Below are 16,804 nucleotides of genomic sequence, written 5' to 3'. Positions count from 1 at the left end.
CACCGCTCAATTTAACTGCCACTGTCGCTACCCAAGCTGGCGACAAAACCCTCGACCGGAAGCTGCAGAAATATCGGTTCTAATGCTTCAATAAGATCTTCGCCGAATCCCCCTGCCGGCTTTGCTGGACACCCATCTCGCACCGATTTAACAAACGTATCTGAAATTCTGATCGAGCTCACTTTTAACATCAGAAAATCATCAACATTTAGCTACCGCGTCGGGGGTGTCCTGCTAACCGTCGTTTTTAACTACCAGTTTTGTCCGGGCATCCTTTGAGATACGCCGCATAAAATGCATCACCTGCTTTCTTAGCCTTATCCTTCATCACTACCGTTTTATCCCATATCTCAAGTTTTTCCACGCACTTGGCTTTGTGCTCAATCAACGCACTAAAGATAGAGATCTGGGCGGATTGGTCGTTTCCATCAGCAAAGAATACAGACCATACGAGTGGTGAACGGCCTAGCTCATCAGTAAATGCCTCCGGATCGGCACCATTAGACAGAAGCAGTGATACAACTTCCGCATGACCTTTCTTAACCGACCGGTTGAGCGCTGTCATCTCACCAGCGTCTCCTAAATTGGGATTGGCTTTGTGCTTAAGAAGCAAGCGCACAACCTCAACATGGCCGTTACGACTAGCGGCGATAAGTGCCGTTCTATCCCATCCTGAATACTGATCGACGAAATTAATGTTTGCGCCAGCATCTAATAACGCTTTGACTTCATTCAGATCGCCATCACTTGCTGCAGTAACCAGCTCATCGCTTGCATTCACTGTGAGCGGCAAACTAATAACCGCAAATATGACTAACTTACGTATGTGGCAGATAAAGCGAGAACAGTTCATTGGTGTGTCCATTATTAACTCGAATTAGCGTCAATTCTAAATCAACATCCAGTGAGCGCAAAGCACGCTGAATAAACGTAACTAAAAGCTCAGCGAATGAAGGATCTTCTGGCACCATCCCTAATCAAGTAGCCAATGCGCCTAAAAACCTAATAGTGCATACCTTGCACAAAAGAAATAATCACGACTTAACGATCTCATGGGGGCTGGGTGATGTAAGCTCCTTGAGCGAATTCATCACTCACAGCGATGGCGAATAGAATATCTCGGAAAAATTACGATATGAGGGATCGCCCCGCATCCCAAAAAATGCTGTACCAGCGGTGCTTACTTGCACCGTTCCGCTGGATTTTCAACTACTGCCTTTATGTAAAGGCCAAATAGGGAGAGCGCTGTGATCACAGCGATTCCAAGGCCGACTATATCAAAGTGATAGTAAGTAACACCTGTTTGCAAACTCATGACAGGAATGAGCATAGCGGCCAGATTCAGCTTCCATGCCACCGCACTTATCGGCGTGGTTTTGGTGACAAAATACAGCCAAATCGTCGTAATAACGATAACCGGTGTTGTAATGATAAGGTGAATGAGCAATTGCATGCCACCCGGGTCGTGAGCCACTAGCCAGCCGTGCAGTGACAGATAGATAACAGCAGCATAAACAAGATTACAGATTGAGACGGCAATGGCTGCGGTTAGATTTAGCATATGTCCCTTTTCTATTGTAGAAGGGAGATCTCCTCCTTGGCCGGAGTGAATTTTCCCTGCCATCACTCATAAATCAAACCACTCTACCAGCTATTTAACTGCTAAAACAACCAGTTACAACACACTTTAGTCTGTTCTCATCGCTAAAAATGGATAACTTTGTAGCTATGTTGATATCCATTCGCAATCACCCTAGTAGCGACGGAAAAATACGGGTTTGGTTCATGGGTTCAAATCAACATACGAATAGCAACCATTCTAACCTAGATTATCAAACAGGTTATTTTTCAATTGTTTAATGGCAGTTCTCTGCTGCCCTAGCTACTTTTATAACTGGCTATCAATTCCTACTAATTTCCGGAGGCTCAATGCGCGGCGACACAGATATCATCAGCTGTTTAAATCAGGTTTTAACCACTGAACTGACCTCAATTAATCAGTACTTTCTCCATGCTCGGATGTTTAAGAACTGGGGGCTGTCAGCGCTGAATGAGAAGGCTTATAAGAAGTCGATTAAGGATATGAAGCAAGCCGATGCGCTGATTGAACGCGTACTGTTTTTGGAGGGGTTACCTAACTTGCAGAAGCTGGCACATCTAAGGATCGGTGAGCACACCGAAGAGATGATCAGCTGCGACATGGAGCTGGAGCATGACCAACTGATCCAGCTACGCTCTGCTATCTCTTTGTGTGAAACAAAGAAGGATTATGTCAGCCGTCAGTTGCTTGAAGAGATCCTTGAGGATGAAGAGGAGTATCTTGATTGGCTAGAAACCCAGCAGCACTTGATAAAAGAGATCGGTCTCGAAAACTACCAACAAGCCCAGCTTTAGCAGCGGATAAGGAGAACAAAGATGAAAGGTAATGCAAAAGTCATCGGCGCACTAAATACCCTACTCGCGGCTGAACTAACCGCAATGGATCAGTATTTTATTCACTCTCGCATGTATCAGGACTGGGGCTTGGAAAAACTGTACGAACGCATCGCCCATGAGTTTGAAGATGAGAAAGGCCATGCTTCGTTGCTGATTGAACGCATTTTGTTTTTGGAAGGTGTGCCCTGCATGACCAAGCGTGACGGCCTGCGCATTGGCAGCAACGTAGAAGAGATGCTGCAAAACGACCTGCAACTTGAGTACGATGTCGCCACCAGTCTAAAAGCAGCGATCGCGCTGTCTGAAGCAGAGCAGGATTATCAAAGTCGTGAGATCCTGGAAAAGCTGTTAGAAGACACCGAAGAAGATCACGCTTACTGGCTGGAGCAACAGCTGGGATTGATCAAGCGAATTGGCTTACAGAACTATCAGCAATCGCAAATGGCGTAATTTTAGTCGCAAAATAGCGGCTGCAAAGAAAAAAACAGGCTTAACCGCCTGTTTTTTTGGGTAAAAACCGGCGGACTCATCGCTCTTATAAAACACAATATGCTTATCTAACGTAAAAAAGCCCCGACCAAGGTCGAGGCTAATATTTGATAAGACAAACCTCAGAGCTAAGCGGAATGTCTCTTTCTTGCAAAAGCAAACCCTGCGACGGCTAAACCTAGCAAAGCGATACTAGCAGGCGCAGGAACTGTGGCAGAGTTCCACTGAATATTATCTACACCGTATGGGTTAAATCCGCTACCGAAGCCCATCCAGCGCACTTCATCCACCGCTGTCGAAAGCGCTAGCGTTGACCATGAATTTACCGCACCAAAAGTAATATCCAAGGTTTGTACTAATGCACCGTCCAACCAACCTTCGACGGTAAACGTGTCGCCATCGTTGGAACCGCTGGAACGTGATGCATCAAGAGAAAAACCTGTGACGTCTGATGAGAACAACATGGTAAGCCCATCACTCGCACCGTTAAAGCCTGAAAAAATACTGCCGTTAGTCCCTTCTAAGTCCCAATTACCAGGGTCTCCATTGGCTAGTCCGCCCCAGGTACTGCCGTCATCTGTGGCGACAAAAGTCACGCCAAGATAGTCATACCTTGCTGATGCAAGCGGCCCATTAGCATTATCTGCAGCAAACTCGTCAAACGTGATAACCCCAGCATTCGCAGTCCCAGCGAGTAACAGCGAGAGTATAAAAACAGCCTTGTTCATGTTTAGCCCTCCAAGTTTAATTAGGTCAAAAAACACGCAAAACCTGAACCAATCTCACAACCTATTGTTTAGTGGCGCTTTTACAATATGGCTACACGATCATCTGATGAGAATGTAAAAAGGTTCGACACTATTTTTAACCGATTGGCACGACAAGAGAGGGACAGATTCTCTACCCCCAACCTGAGGCCCTGCAATCCGTAAGAACTAAAGTGCTGTGATAGACAATCGCTCGCCACTTAGTTCTACCTAGCGCTATAACCGGCTAGCCAGTTAGTCAATGAAAGATAATGCGTCAAAAATATACCCACCATTACCCTTTGCTTTATAAGACAAAAACATTTTTAGTCAATTTTTTGACGCAAACACAACCTTTCGGCATACTCAGTAATCTGACCACTTCAGCATTGTAGTTTCTGTGGGTTGTATTCCGGATTTGCTGTCGTGATCGACTGACGAAAAGTCGTCCACCTTGGTCCTTTACGAAGGGCTCAGCCAATAATAGGAACATAATAATGAATAACGGGATACTAAAGGCACTGTGCCTTTTAAGCCTGCTGATTGGTCAATTTGCGTACGCCGCTCAAAATAACGGGATCGACCTATCCGCAGGCCCTGCTCCTTACGAAAACTTATTCGCCCGCAGCCATTCAATGGTGGTTGCTGCAGTAGATCCTGATGAATGTGACACTACAGCAGAGTGTCGCGCCCAGTATGGCGATGAAGCCTATGACTGCGTTAACTCCTACTCAAACGAAAGCTATTGTCAATGCAATGACGGTGTATGCAGTGAGTTGAGTGAGCCAGACGCGCCAGCGCAAGAGCAACCACAGTTAGGTGATGAGTGCGACACCACGGCACAGTGCAAAAATATATATGGCGACACCGCTTACGATTGTGTCAACTCACAATCAGACCAAAGCTATTGCCAATGTGATGATGGCGTATGTAGTGAACTAAATGAGCCGGATGAACCACCAGTAGAAGAAGAACCCGATTATGGGGATGAGTGCGACACCACAGCACAGTGTAAAAACATTTACGGCCAGAGCGCCAATGACTGTGTTAATTCGCGCTCCGATCAAAGCTACTGCCAATGCGGCAATGAAGTGTGTCGTGATATGGATGGCGACACGGATCCTGAACCAGATCCTGATCCAACCCCTGGCGGTGAGGAAGAGGTAACCGGTGAGATGCGCCAGTGGCACAAAGTGACAATCACCTTTGACGGCCCGAATAGCAGCGAGACAGCGTCTACCAACCCATTCACCGACTATCGTATGGATGTCACTTTCAGCAACGGCGACAACTATTTTGTCGTGCCCGGCTACTACGCCGCCGATGGTAAAGCAGCTAACAGTGGCGCTTCTTCTGGTAATAAGTGGCGCGTCCATTTTTCCCCGAATGTAACGGGTACCTGGGATTACTCAGTCTCTTTCCGCAAAGGTAAAAATGTTGTCTTTGAAAATGATCGATATGCTGGTCAGTCTGGCGGTGATATCGACGGTGTAGAAGGCAGCTTTGATATTGCTAAGAGTAATAAAACAGGCCGAGATTTCCGCGGTAAAGGCCTTTTGGCATATGTAGATGGCCGCTACCTCCGCTTCGCTGGCACCGGCGAATACTTCCTCAAGCAAGGGGCTGACTCACCAGAGAACCTGCTAGCTTACGCTGACTTTGATGGCGGTTTTAAATCTGACGGTAAAAAAGACCACCTGATTAAACAGTGGACACCGCACGTTGCTGATTGGAAGAACGGTGATCCCACCTGGAAGAATGGTAAAGGTAAAGGCCTGATTGGTGCGGTGAACTATATCGCCAGCGAAGGCCTGAATGCGATGTCGTTCCTAACCATGAATATCAATGGTGATGACCAAAACGTATTCCCTTACACCAGCTACGGTGAGCGTTACCGTATGGACGTTTCTCGCCTGGATCAGTGGGAGATCGTTTTTGCTCACATGCAAAGTAAAGGGATCTTTCTCCACTTTAAGACTCAGGAAACTGAAAATGATCAGCTACTAGATGGTGGCAATTTAGGTAACCAACGTAAACTCTACTATCGAGAGCTGATTGCACGATTTGGTCACAACCTGGCACTGAACTGGAATTTAGGCGAAGAAACGACCCAGACCACGGCTCAGTTGAAATCGATGGCCAAGTTCTTTGCCGATAATGACCCATACCAGCACCCGGTGGTATTGCACACCTACCCTGGTGAGAAAGAAAAGCGCTATGCGCCACTGTTAGGCAACGCATCTAAGCTGCATGGTCTTTCAATGCAGATGAGCAAAGCTAACTTTAGTGATGTGCATAGCCAGGTGGTTGAATGGGTGCGCCGATCTAATGAAAGTGGCAGAGACTGGGTTGTTTCTGTCGATGAGCCTGGTGATGCTTCCCATGCCATGCGTCCAGACAATGATGCCGGTAACAGCCATGTTGATGGTCGTAAGAATGGCCTCTGGGGCACATTTATGGGCGGTGGCACAGGTAACGAATGGTACTTCGGTTATAGCCATGCCCACTCAGATTTAAGCCTGCAGGACTTCCGCAGCCGTGACAAATGGTGGGATGTAGCACGTTATGCATTGGAATTTTTCAATAACAACGACATTCCATTCTGGAATATGAAAAATGACAACAATATCAGCACCAACGCTAATGACTATGGATTCTATAAGCATAACGACACGTACGTTGTGTACCTCAAACAGGGCGGCACAACAGAGCTGAACCTGAACGGCACGCAAGGTAGCTTCAACGTCTACTGGTATAACCCTCGCAGCGGCGGCGCTTTGCAGCAAGGTTCGGTGAAAAGTGTCTCTGCCGGTGGTTATCGTGCGTTGGGGAATGCTCCGTCTAGCAGTAACTCCGACTGGGTGATCTTAGTACGCAAAGGTGATGACTCTGCACCGGTTGAGCCTGATAACGGCCTATTCATTGAGAAAGATGGCCTTGTTATCATGGAAACAGAAAGCACTAAATCAAACCTTGGTAAGTGGCAGAAAAAGCAGTCTGTTTCTGGCTTTACCGGCAGCGGCCATATCGAGTTTACGGGCAATGGCTCAAACGGTGGCCCAGCCACTTCCCCGCTGACTTATACCTTTAAGGTATCTAAAGCAGGTGATTACCAGCTGTATATCCGAGCGCACAAACGCTTAGATGGCCAGCCTAGTGATAAAAACAACGACGGCTATGTACGCATGGTGGGTAACTTTAGCGCAGGTGCCGGCGGTGCAGACCTGGCTGTTCTGAAGAAGGACACCAAGCTTTATGGCGGTAACGCGTCAGGCTGGGGTTGGGCACGTAAACTAAACCCGTCCCATGACGAACACCTGAACCCAGTTTATAAGTTGAAGGCTAATACCGAGTATTCACTGATTGTCAGCGGTCGCTCTATCAAATGGAACATCGACCGACTGGTGCTTAGACACAGCAGTGTGAGTGAGTCAGAAGCGTTAAACACTTCTTTACCTGAAACTAAGTAACCCCCCCCCCTTTGCAAAGCACTAGCAAATATTTTGCTAGTGCTTTTATTTATACCGCTAAACAACAACGATTTTTGATGCGTTAAGACAAGGGTTCAATACCACCTCGCCTTACGCGCCCCCATATAAACAACCCCATCATGCGACGAACAGCCTTACTCCATCAGGGAGTGACCGTAGCCTTCGGCATACTGCACTAAACCAATCAATTTCTGGAAATGTGAATAGGTCTTGAACGCTGTGTTCTATTTGGTTCAGCGGCAAAAGGCGACGCTTCTGGATCGGCTTCTAACTCGGTTGCTGCAGCATGTTCTGATGATTTCTGCCACAAATCACCGATAGGATCTTCGTCCAGCTGCACCTCATCGATATCTTCTGCTTCAGGCTCTAATTCCCAGGAGTACTTCTTCTCTTCTGGCTTGGGATCCCAGCGCCAGAACAGCAGAGCTGATACGAGGCCGCCAATGCCGCCAAACAGGTGATATTCAAAACTAATACCCGGCTCGCGGGGGAATACAGTCAACAACATGCCACCAAACATAAAGAAGGCGATCATCATCAAAGCGATAGAGCGTTTATCACGACGAAACAGGCTGACAAAAAACAGATAGAAGAACAGCCCATGGGTAAGGCCACTGGCACCAAAGTGATAGCTTTCCCTGCCCCACAGCCAGACACCTAACCCGGACACGATCCAGACGATGCCAAGCACCCACCAGCGGGATCGTGGATAGCCATAAAGCAGCGCAGATCCCAGCACCATCAAACCAACGCTGTTGGCAGAGATGTGAGCAATAGAGCCATGAATAAGCGGGCCGGTGAATACACCAATAAAACCACTAGCGGTGCTGGGGTAAACGCCCAAGTTGTGTAGGTTCCAGCCAAGCAGTAACTCCCCCAGTTTTAATAACCAGAGAAAGCCAACAAAAATGGCGGTGACGGTAATGGCGTGACCTAAGGAATCGCTTCTCTTCATGACTATAACGTGGGGGCATTTATCTGTAGAAAAAGCCCCCGGCCAAAAATCAGTGATACTGACTAGACCTGTTACGAACCCATTTTCTGACAGAATTTAGTCAGTCGCCCGCAACAACGCTAACCTCCCCATGCACCATCTAGCCCCGATTCAGCAGCCGGCACAGCACAACATGGGCGATCATGGCAGTTAATATCGCATTTAACGGCGCGATACTGAATATCCCCTCTGCTGGCGAAATCACTGAGGCGCCAATGGCCAAGCCCCATGCGATCATCGCGCCCCAGTTGACTGAGCTAAAATCATGGCTGGCAGGAGATGGGTATTGCCCATGGCAGCGCAAGTAAAAATCAGCAATGATGATGCCGCCTATCGGAGGCAACGACACACTTAAAAACACCAGCCAGTCGACAAAATTGTTGTACAGCCACTCCGCCAATAACGTACCAATAACCCCTGCGGCGATCACCAGGTGCACACGCTTAAGGCCAGTGAGGTTGGTCAAACCTAACCCCGCTGCATACAAGGCGTTGTCATTTGTGGTCCAGATATTCAGTACCAATAGAAATATCCCCGCCCCCAATAGTCCTTGTAGAGCCAACACTTCGGCAATGTCTGCCACACCTGTGGCCATGGCGCCAACAGCACCGAAGATAAACATCAAACTATTACCAAAAGTGAAGCCGATGATAGTCGCGGCAACGCCGATTTTTCGAGTTTTGGCATAGCGCACAAAATCTGGCGTGAGTGTCGCGCCACTGATAAAAGAGCCCACTGCAAGGGCAATACCCACGGCAAAAGTTAGGCTAGCCGTAGGCTCAACGTCCATCAGCGCCTGCAAACCACCCGGCGTATCAGAAATAGCCGTGCCAACGGAGGTCAAACCCAACAACAAGATGGCTGGTACCGCGACGACACTCAGCCACTCGATCGCTTTAAAGCCGACCACAACGGTATAGGTCATCACGATACCGCCGCCGATAATCAATGGCAGGTTAGGCACATCGATAAACTTGTTGATCGGGTAAGCGAACATCGCCACCCCCACGCCAAACCAACCAATTTGGGTGAACGCGAGCATAAATGAAGGTAACTTTGAGCCATTAACGCCAAAGGCATAGCGGGAGAGAACGTGGGTCGAGAGGTTGGTTTTTGCGGCGGCATACCCAAGCAAAGCGCCGTAGACGCCAAGGATCAAATTTCCCAACAAGATCACCACGATCAGATCCGGCCACAACTTAAAGCCCTGCCCCAATTTACCACCGGTCCACATGCTGGCAGCAAAGAAGGTAAAGCCAAGCATAACGGCTGACATCGCCAGTAACCCTCGACGCGCATTTTCCGGCACCGGTTGTTGGGCAAAATCCTCATGACTGGTAGCAAAGTCGTGTTCACTGTCATTCGGCGTTGGCGCTTGAGTGCTGTTGGACATTTAAGTAACTCCTATGGCATTCGAATTCGGCTGGATAAGTTACTGCCGCAAAGCCACTGCCTGCGTTCGGCTACCCAGACTAAAAAAGCCCTTTACTAAAATTTACCTCGGTTTGGCTATCACCCAGTGTTAACTGTGGCTGAACCGGTGCCGTCTGCGATATCACCCGACCGCGACGCACCACAAACAAACGCGCCGGACGGAGCTGGATCGCTTCGATGGCGCTATTAGCCTGTAAAATGATCAAGTCAGCGTGACAACCGGGCGCCAAGCCGTAATCCCGTAATCCCATAGTTTTGGCACCGCTCACTGTGACCGCATCAAAGGCATGCTGCATGCCTTGTAAACTGGTCATCTGACCAATATGCATTCCCATATGTGCCACATCCAGCATGTCGTGGGTGCCCATGCTGTACCAAGGATCCATTACGCAATCATGGCCAAACGCAACATTCACGCCAGCGGCAATAAGCTCAGGTACTCGGGTCATACCTCGACGTTTCGGATAGCTGTCGTGCCGCCCCTGCAAGGTAATGTTAATTAGCGGGTTAGCGACTACATGCAGTTCCGCTTCGCGGATCAGTGGTATCAGTTTACTCACGTAGTAATTATCCATGGAGTGCATGGAGGTGAGGTGTGAGCCAGTTACCCTGCCCTGTAAGCCAAGGCGCTGAGTTTCACACGCTAGGGTTTCAATATGCCGAGACATCGGATCGTCACTTTCATCGCAATGCATGTCGACCATTAAACCGCGCTCTACGGCGAGTGCGCACAGTTGCTTGATTGACTCTGCGCCGTCTGCCATGGTGCGCTCAAAATGGGGGATGCCCCCTATCACATCGACGCCTCGGTCCAGCGCACGTTTTAGATTTTCAGCGGAGCGGGGGTAGCGCAGATAACCGTCTTGTGGAAACGCCACCAATTGCAGGTCGATGTAAGATTTCATCTCTTCACGGACTTCAAGTAACGCATCGACGGCCAGCAAGCTGTCATCACAGATGTCGACATGACTTCGGATCGCCAACGTGCCACGAGCAATCGACCATTGGCACATTGCCAACGCCCTTTGTTTAATCGCATCAAACGTGAGTTGCGGTTTTAGCTCACCCCATAGGGCGATCCCTTCCAGCAGAGTGCCGCTCTGATTGAGGCGCGGCTGGCCAAGACTCAACGCTGAATCCATATGAAAGTGGCTGTCAACGAATGGCGGGCAAGCAAAGGCACCGTTACCATCGATCTCGTTTACCGCTGACGCTGCAATATCCTTTCTAACCTCAACAATCTTGCCATCAGCAATCGCGATATCAACGCCCTGCTGGCCATCGGGCAGATTGACTCTGCGAATGAGTAGATCAAACATAGCGGTTTCCTGTCGGTACTTTTCGCTGCAAAACAATCGGTTGTACTTTACTCTCCCCAGTGTTGATGCTCTTACGTTTCAGATCCAGAAAAAGCTGGATGAAATCAAAAAAAGTTAGGTTCTATGGCTCGGCGTGGCACTAACTGCGGCCTTAACCACAAAATTAGAATGGGTTAATTGCTATAAAACGCTGCTAAAAAGCAGTAGAAGGCCCACACATGATAAATACATTTGTCCATTCGCAGCCTAATCACGAAGGCTTTTTCGGTGACTTCGGCGGTAGCTTTATTCCGGAACAACTCCAAGCCATCATCGACGAGATCACTCAGGCGTATCAGGCCATTCGCCAAGATCCTGAATTTTTAGCTGAGCTGGCGCGGCTATATAAACACTTTGTTGGACGCCCAAGCCCGATTTTTCATGCGCAAAATTTGTCAATGAAATATGGCGCAGACATCTACCTTAAACGTGAAGATCTGAACCACACGGGTGCCCACAAAATTAATCATTGTCTGGGTGAAGCCCTGCTAGCAAAAAAGATGGGTAAGGCCAAATTGATCGCTGAAACCGGCGCCGGCCAACACGGTGTTGCACTGGCGACTGCGGCCGCGCTGGTTGGCCTGAAATGCGATATATATATGGGCGAAGTAGACATCGCCAAAGAGTATCCCAACGTGGTGCGGATGCGGATCTTAGGCGCGAAAGTCATCCCAGCAACTCACGGTCGTAAAACCCTGAAAGAAGCCGTAGATGCCGCGTTTGACGCCTATATGACAGATCCTGTCAGTCAGTTTTATGCCATCGGCTCGGTTGTTGGCCCCCACCCTTTCCCTATGATGGTTAGAGATTTCCAATCTATTATCGGTAATGAAGCAAGAGAGCAGTTTCTGCAGATGGAAGGCTGCTTACCAGACAACTTGGTTGCCTGTGTTGGCGGCGGCTCCAACGCTGTCGGTTTGTTTACTGCGTTTTTAAAGGATGAGGCAGTGGCGATGCACGGCATCGAACCAGGCGGCCGCACCCTCAACGAACCGGGCGAACATGCCGCGACATTGACCTTGGGAACCCCTGGGGTGATGCATGGTTTTAAATCGTATATGTTGCAAGATGATGAAGGCGAGCCTGGGCAAGTTTACTCAGTGGCCAGTGGTTTGGACTACCCATCGGTAGGACCACAACATGCCTATCTAAAAGAACTGGGGCGGGTGAACTACGACACCATCAGCGATGACGAAGCGATTGAGGCTTTCTTTGAGCTATCTCGACAGGAAGGCATTATCCCAGCAATAGAATCGGCTCACGCCGTAGCTTATGCGATTAAACTCGCCAAGCATGGCGAAGATGGCAGCATACTGCTTAACCTGTCTGGCCGTGGCGACAAAGATATCGATTTCGTGGTGGCAAATTACGGTGAAAAATTTGGTATTGACGATATAACTTAAACCGCAACGGCGTATAGAAGATACCGTCAGCGGTTTGATTAAAAAAAGCAGTAAAAAACGGCGCAAAAAAGCGCCGTTTTTTTATTGTATTAGTGCCACGCTATAGAGCAGAGGAACTAAACAAACTATACCAACTTACGGCGAGCGGCGCCCATCCCTACCAAGGCTGCAGCCAGCAACAGTAAGGTTGCTGGCGCTGGAACAGAGGCAAGCGATTGCACATTGATGTTGTCAATGTTGACGCTCGACCGTATCAACAAAACATATATAAAAACACCATAAAAGATGATTAATACAGGCAAGCTCTCAGCTATTTACCGATAAAGGCGTGTTACTCATTAAGAAAGTCATTTGCAGCACCTAACCAATCAACCAGTCGTTCTCCAACTTCTGGTCGACTTAACAGCGCCAAATGGTTCATCGAGTAAAATGTATGGTGGTGACAATCTTCAAACGGCTGCGCTTTTTCAGCTAAATCATGATATCCCAAGGCACTGTTAAGCGGCACCAAGCCATCACCGACCAAGCGCTTAGCCAACGTACTGGCTTTTGATGCCGTTGTGGCTGCAACATTCAGACAGTTGACGCCTGTAGGCAATGCCACTGCCCGACAAGCATCTGAACGATGATGAAAGCGGTCTTCGCCATGCCACTCCTCTTCGAGCACTGTGCCATAACGCAGATCAGTTATCCCTGCACTTCGCAGTTTTGCCAGCCGGCTAAAAGGCGCAGTAAACGGCGTATGTAGCAAGCTTCGGTGCAACCAACTACCAATCAGCTCTAGCGGCGCGCCGTGGTGAGGAGTACCTAAGAAAATAATATGCTTGAGACACCGCTGCCACTTCATACCGCATTGCTCCGCATGGTAACAGGCACTTCTGATCACCAAGCCGCCCATGCTATGGGCTAGCACAGTTAAATCAGCAATTGACTCCGGCCAATGTTCATGAAGTCGCTCAAGCATCTCTGCCAGTTGCCGACCATTGGCATACACGGGTAATCCGCTGTTATATCGCAGATAGATAGGTTGATAACCACAGGCTTGGCTGACTGTTTCACCATGATTAACGAGCCGCCCTTCATGCTGTTGTTGCCAATGGAGATCGTTTCGACACAAGCCATGAACCATCAGTAGGATTTTGCCACCAGTAGAACTGAGCCGTGAGAACAATGCCTCGGTGCTGTTGGCATGTGAAAGGTCAATAAGTTCGCCATTCAACCGAAGCGTCATTGGTGTCGCAAACGGATTATGGGTTTGCTGCAACTGATCACCAATCACGCCGTTAAGCACGGCCATTAAATTCGCCCGTTTCGGTGATTCCTCTCCTTCTACCACTGTTTGCAGAGGTAACGCATTGAGCAGTGATACTGCACCTTTACTTAAAACGGCCGTTGTACCGCGAATAGATTTGTACACTAAGCCTGTGATCCCACCTGTGGTATGCGGCGCTTTACCCCCTTTCACACCAAAGCTACTCCAAATAGCTTGATGCACCCCCTCAGCAATATGCGAAACCTGGGTAACGGCCAACGCTGACAGTTGGGTAGCCCCAATAAGATCTTTCACCTTTAAAGGCGACTTACCTGATTTTACATCCCCGTTTTTCATCTAGTTAACCTACTTATAGCAACCTATGACAAAGCGCCTGCAGTCAGTTTTGGGTCATCACTGTTATCGCCTAATTTAGAGCAATAACTCGGCTCACTCTATTGAGCATAGCAAGCCTTACAACTTAGCCGCGGAGAAGTTGGAATATAAAAAGAGAAAGCTGCACAACTGATGACTTAAAACAGATATAACAACGACACTCATTTTAGTGAGAGGGTCTAGTTACCTAGCATGAACATAAACCTTTACGCATAGCACACAGCCACAATTGCACCACTTCAGTGCAAAAACATCAAGAAGCTACGATTCGCACCAATTTGGAGCTCCATAAATACAAAGCAATCCTCTATCGCACCATATTGGTGCCTTCGTGATGCAGGTAGACTTAGCTAATCAGCTAACAAAGATCCGAGACGAGACTAAAACAATATATATATCAAATAGTTAAAAAATAATCTTCATCCGTGCAATATCAGTTCAAATTATGGTTCAAAAATTGCGTTACATCAGCAAACTGCGTCGTACGCGCAAACAGATCAAATGCAAAATCTTTAAATTATCCGGGGAATCAAATGAGCGGAAATCAAGCAAGGTTAATGGCTATCAGCAACATCACGAATGGTTCGGCGATGGATGTTTGCACACCGAAATTAATGAAAGACCTATGGGCATGTGACGTATTTGACTTCGCCAAAATGGAACAGTCGCTGTCTAAGAACGCCTTTAAAGCGATGAAGAAGACAGTCCAAACTGGCGCACCTCTTGAGCCAGCAACTGCCGACGTTGTTGCCGCAGCTATGAAAGACTGGGCCCACTCTAAAGGTGCCAAGTTCTTCTCTCACATCTTCTATCCAATGACTAACGCCACCGCAGAAAAACATGATGGCTTTATCATTACTAACTCTGATGGCCATGCAATTTCTGAATTCACAGGTAGCCTGCTGATCAAGGGTGAGCCAGACGGTTCATCTTTCCCTAACGGTAGCCTGCGTATGACCAACGCCGCCCGTGGATATACTGCATGGGATCCAACCAGCCCTGCTTACATCATGCACACGCCAAACGGCGCCACCCTGATGATCCCAAGCGTGTTCATGTCCTGGACTGGTGAAGCTCTGGATAAGAAGATCCCTCTGCTACGTTCAAACTCGGCAATGAACACTGCGGCGCAAAAAGTGCTTTCACTGATGGGTGAAACTGAAATCGCCACATTGAACTCAAGCTGCGGTGCTGAGCAGGAGTACTTCCTGGTCGATGAGAATTTCGCTGCCGCCCGTCCAGATCTGTTGTTAGCAGGTCGTACCCTGTTCGGCGCAGCCCCGGCGAAAGGTCAGCAGTTTGATGACCACTACTTCGGTGCTATCCCTGAGCGTGTTCAGGTGTATATGCAAGACGTAGAAAACACTCTGTATCGTCTCGGCATCCCAGCTAAAACACACCACAACGAAGTGGCCCCTGGCCAGTTCGAGATTGCCCCTTACTACGAAGCGGCTAACGTGGCTGCCGATCATCAGCAGTTGCTGATGACTGTGCTAAAAATCACGGCGAAGAAGCATGGCTTCCTGTGCTTGTTACACGAAAAACCATTTGCTGGTGTTAATGGCTCAGGTAAGCACGTTAACTGGTCTGTCGGTAACTCAACCCAGGGTAACTTGTTAGATCCAGGCTGTACGCCTGAGAAAAACCTCAACTTCCTGTTGTTCTGTGGTGCGGTTATTCGCGGCGTCCACAAATACGGTCCTTTACTGCGCGCAGTGATCGCATCTGCGGCTAACGACCACCGTTTGGGTGCCAATGAAGCACCTCCAGCGATCCTCTCTGTTTACCTGGGTGAGCAGTTAGAGAAAGTCTTTATGGATATTAAAGACGGCAACCTTAAACCAACAGTCAACGGCGGCCTGATGGACCTAGGTCTATCACAGATCCTGCATTTTGAGCGTGATCCTGGAGACCGTAACCGTACTTCACCGTTCGCCTTCACCGGTAACCGTTTTGAATTCCGCGCAGTCGGCTCATCACAATCAGTTTCCGGTCCATTGGTTGCAATGAACACCATGCTGGCCGATTCTCTCGATTGGATCGCTGAGAAGCTAGATGCAGAGCTAAGCAGCGGTGCAGACCAGACCACAGGCGTAATCAACGTACTGAAAGCGTTGATGGAAGAGCACGGTAACGCCGTGTTTGGTGGCGACGGTTATGCGACTGAATGGCACGAGAAAGCAGTTTCTGAGCGTGGTTTGAAGAACATCCCAACCACAGCAGATGCCTTGCCTGCATTCCTAGAAGAGTCAGTCAAAGAGCTATTCTCTAGTACCGGCGTATTAACACCGGTTGAACTGGAAAGCCGTTACGAAGTTTACTCGGAACAGTACATCCTCTCTATCGAAGTGGAAGCGAATTTGGTTGTAGATATCGCCACCACCTCTATCTACCCTGCAGCCATGAGCTACTTGTCAGAACTGACTGGTAGCATTGCAGGAGCATCAAGCATTGGCATTGAGCTGGATACATCAGTTGCCAAGAAAGTGGCCACCGACGCTAACGCCATGATGGCTGCAGTTAATAAACTTTCAGCTGCGTTGGAAAGCCACGACTTCCCATCTGTTGAAGCACACATGCAGTATTGTGCCAATGACATTCGCTCACTGATGGACGAAGTGCGTCTGTATGCAGACACGCTGGAGACGCAAGTTTCTGACGAACTGTGGCCGCTGCCTAAGTACGCTGAAATGTTGTTCATCAAGTAATCGTAAACAACTATCAAAAACTAAAAAGCCGCAGCAATGCGGCTTTTTTATCGCTTATTTTTGCTGAAAATATTCATTAAAAAAATCACCATACGTT

General features: G+C 48.4%; 14 protein-coding genes. 5 read left to right on the top strand and 9 right to left on the bottom strand.

Annotation, left to right across the window (positions count from 1 at the left end):
- Nucleotides 1-11: 11 nt before the first annotated feature.
- The 3 genes from DU002_RS11755 to DU002_RS11745 form a co-directional block, all read right to left on the bottom strand.
- Nucleotides 12-191 carry a hypothetical protein gene (locus tag DU002_RS11755; protein WP_114338580.1) on the bottom strand — a complete coding sequence of 60 codons (180 nt, stop codon included), beginning with the start codon at nt 189-191 and terminating at the stop codon, nt 12-14.
- A gap of 56 nt (nt 192-247) precedes the next feature.
- Nucleotides 248-853: an ankyrin repeat domain-containing protein gene (locus tag DU002_RS11750; protein WP_158538043.1), complete on the bottom strand. Its 606-nt coding sequence runs from the start codon at nt 851-853 to the stop codon at nt 248-250.
- A 327-nt stretch (nt 854-1,180) separates the two neighbouring features.
- Nucleotides 1,181-1,624, bottom strand: a complete 444-nt coding sequence (locus DU002_RS11745) for a hypothetical protein (RefSeq protein ID WP_147271855.1) — start codon at nt 1,622-1,624, stop codon at nt 1,181-1,183.
- Nucleotides 1,625-1,929: 305 nt separating this feature from the next.
- On the opposite strand from DU002_RS11745, the gene bfr (DU002_RS11740) reads away from it, so the two are divergent.
- The gene (bfr, locus tag DU002_RS11740; protein ID WP_114338577.1) at nt 1,930-2,394 is read left to right on the top strand and encodes a bacterioferritin; all 465 of its coding nucleotides are present in this window, start codon (nt 1,930-1,932) and stop codon (nt 2,392-2,394) included.
- Nucleotides 2,395-2,415: 21 nt separating this feature from the next.
- Complete coding sequence (gene bfr, locus DU002_RS11735) at nt 2,416-2,886, top strand: bacterioferritin (protein WP_114338576.1); 471 nt, start codon at nt 2,416-2,418, stop codon at nt 2,884-2,886.
- A gap of 167 nt (nt 2,887-3,053) precedes the next feature.
- Here bfr (DU002_RS11735) and DU002_RS11730 read toward each other — a convergent pair whose 3' ends face one another.
- Nucleotides 3,054-3,653 (bottom strand): PEP-CTERM sorting domain-containing protein, encoded by a 600-nt coding sequence (locus tag DU002_RS11730; RefSeq protein WP_114338575.1) that lies wholly within the window; start codon nt 3,651-3,653, stop codon nt 3,054-3,056.
- A gap of 515 nt (nt 3,654-4,168) precedes the next feature.
- Between DU002_RS11730 and DU002_RS11725 the strand changes: the two genes are divergently transcribed.
- Nucleotides 4,169-7,141 carry a DUF5060 domain-containing protein gene (locus DU002_RS11725; RefSeq protein WP_199405223.1) on the top strand — a complete coding sequence of 991 codons (2,973 nt, stop codon included), beginning with the start codon at nt 4,169-4,171 and terminating at the stop codon, nt 7,139-7,141.
- A gap of 205 nt (nt 7,142-7,346) precedes the next feature.
- Here the strand turns inward: DU002_RS11725 and DU002_RS11720 are convergent, their stop codons facing one another.
- From DU002_RS11720 to DU002_RS11710, 3 genes are all read right to left on the bottom strand, one after another.
- Nucleotides 7,347-8,117, bottom strand: a complete 771-nt coding sequence (locus DU002_RS11720) for a rhomboid family intramembrane serine protease (RefSeq protein WP_114338574.1) — start codon at nt 8,115-8,117, stop codon at nt 7,347-7,349.
- A gap of 139 nt (nt 8,118-8,256) precedes the next feature.
- Nucleotides 8,257-9,549: a cytosine permease gene (gene codB, locus DU002_RS11715; protein ID WP_114338573.1), complete on the bottom strand. Its 1,293-nt coding sequence runs from the start codon at nt 9,547-9,549 to the stop codon at nt 8,257-8,259.
- 79 nt (nt 9,550-9,628) lie between these two features.
- Nucleotides 9,629-10,909 (bottom strand): amidohydrolase family protein, encoded by a 1,281-nt coding sequence (locus DU002_RS11710; RefSeq protein WP_114338572.1) that lies wholly within the window; start codon nt 10,907-10,909, stop codon nt 9,629-9,631.
- A gap of 218 nt (nt 10,910-11,127) precedes the next feature.
- Between DU002_RS11710 and trpB the strand changes: the two genes are divergently transcribed.
- Nucleotides 11,128-12,351, top strand: a complete 1,224-nt coding sequence (gene trpB / locus DU002_RS11705; protein ID WP_114338571.1) for a tryptophan synthase subunit beta — start codon at nt 11,128-11,130, stop codon at nt 12,349-12,351.
- A gap of 125 nt (nt 12,352-12,476) precedes the next feature.
- Here the strand turns inward: trpB and DU002_RS19630 are convergent, their stop codons facing one another.
- On the bottom strand, nt 12,477-12,572 hold the full coding sequence (locus DU002_RS19630; RefSeq protein WP_407642940.1) for a PEP-CTERM sorting domain-containing protein: 96 nt from the start codon (nt 12,570-12,572) through the stop codon (nt 12,477-12,479).
- Between the two features lie 110 nt (nt 12,573-12,682).
- Nucleotides 12,683-13,960: an esterase/lipase family protein gene (locus tag DU002_RS11695; protein ID WP_114338569.1), complete on the bottom strand. Its 1,278-nt coding sequence runs from the start codon at nt 13,958-13,960 to the stop codon at nt 12,683-12,685.
- A gap of 572 nt (nt 13,961-14,532) precedes the next feature.
- Here DU002_RS11695 and DU002_RS11690 point away from each other — a divergent pair.
- Nucleotides 14,533-16,707, top strand: a complete 2,175-nt coding sequence (locus DU002_RS11690) for a glutamine synthetase III family protein (protein ID WP_114338568.1) — start codon at nt 14,533-14,535, stop codon at nt 16,705-16,707.
- Nucleotides 16,708-16,804 lie beyond the last annotated feature (97 nt).

This window comes from Corallincola holothuriorum, from assembly GCF_003336225.1.
Classification (GTDB): domain Bacteria; phylum Pseudomonadota; class Gammaproteobacteria; order Enterobacterales; family Neiellaceae; genus Corallincola; species Corallincola holothuriorum.
This window is presented reverse-complemented; position numbering and strand designations above follow the sequence as displayed.

Coding starts and splice junctions, on each gene's coding strand:
- DU002_RS11755 (WP_114338580.1), bottom strand. CDS start 191: ATGTTAAAAGTGAGCTCGATCAGAATTTCAGATACGTTTGTTAAATCG.
- DU002_RS11750 (WP_158538043.1), bottom strand. CDS start 853: ATGAACTGTTCTCGCTTTATCTGCCACATACGTAAGTTAGTCATATTT.
- DU002_RS11745 (WP_147271855.1), bottom strand. CDS start 1,624: ATGGCAGGGAAAATTCACTCCGGCCAAGGAGGAGATCTCCCTTCTACA.
- bfr (WP_114338577.1), top strand. CDS start 1,930: ATGCGCGGCGACACAGATATCATCAGCTGTTTAAATCAGGTTTTAACC.
- bfr (WP_114338576.1), top strand. CDS start 2,416: ATGAAAGGTAATGCAAAAGTCATCGGCGCACTAAATACCCTACTCGCG.
- DU002_RS11730 (WP_114338575.1), bottom strand. CDS start 3,653: ATGAACAAGGCTGTTTTTATACTCTCGCTGTTACTCGCTGGGACTGCG.
- DU002_RS11725 (WP_199405223.1), top strand. CDS start 4,169: ATGAATAACGGGATACTAAAGGCACTGTGCCTTTTAAGCCTGCTGATT.
- DU002_RS11720 (WP_114338574.1), bottom strand. CDS start 8,117: ATGAAGAGAAGCGATTCCTTAGGTCACGCCATTACCGTCACCGCCATT.
- codB (WP_114338573.1), bottom strand. CDS start 9,549: ATGTCCAACAGCACTCAAGCGCCAACGCCGAATGACAGTGAACACGAC.
- DU002_RS11710 (WP_114338572.1), bottom strand. CDS start 10,909: ATGTTTGATCTACTCATTCGCAGAGTCAATCTGCCCGATGGCCAGCAG.
- trpB (WP_114338571.1), top strand. CDS start 11,128: ATGATAAATACATTTGTCCATTCGCAGCCTAATCACGAAGGCTTTTTC.
- DU002_RS11695 (WP_114338569.1), bottom strand. CDS start 13,960: ATGAAAAACGGGGATGTAAAATCAGGTAAGTCGCCTTTAAAGGTGAAA.
- DU002_RS11690 (WP_114338568.1), top strand. CDS start 14,533: ATGAGCGGAAATCAAGCAAGGTTAATGGCTATCAGCAACATCACGAAT.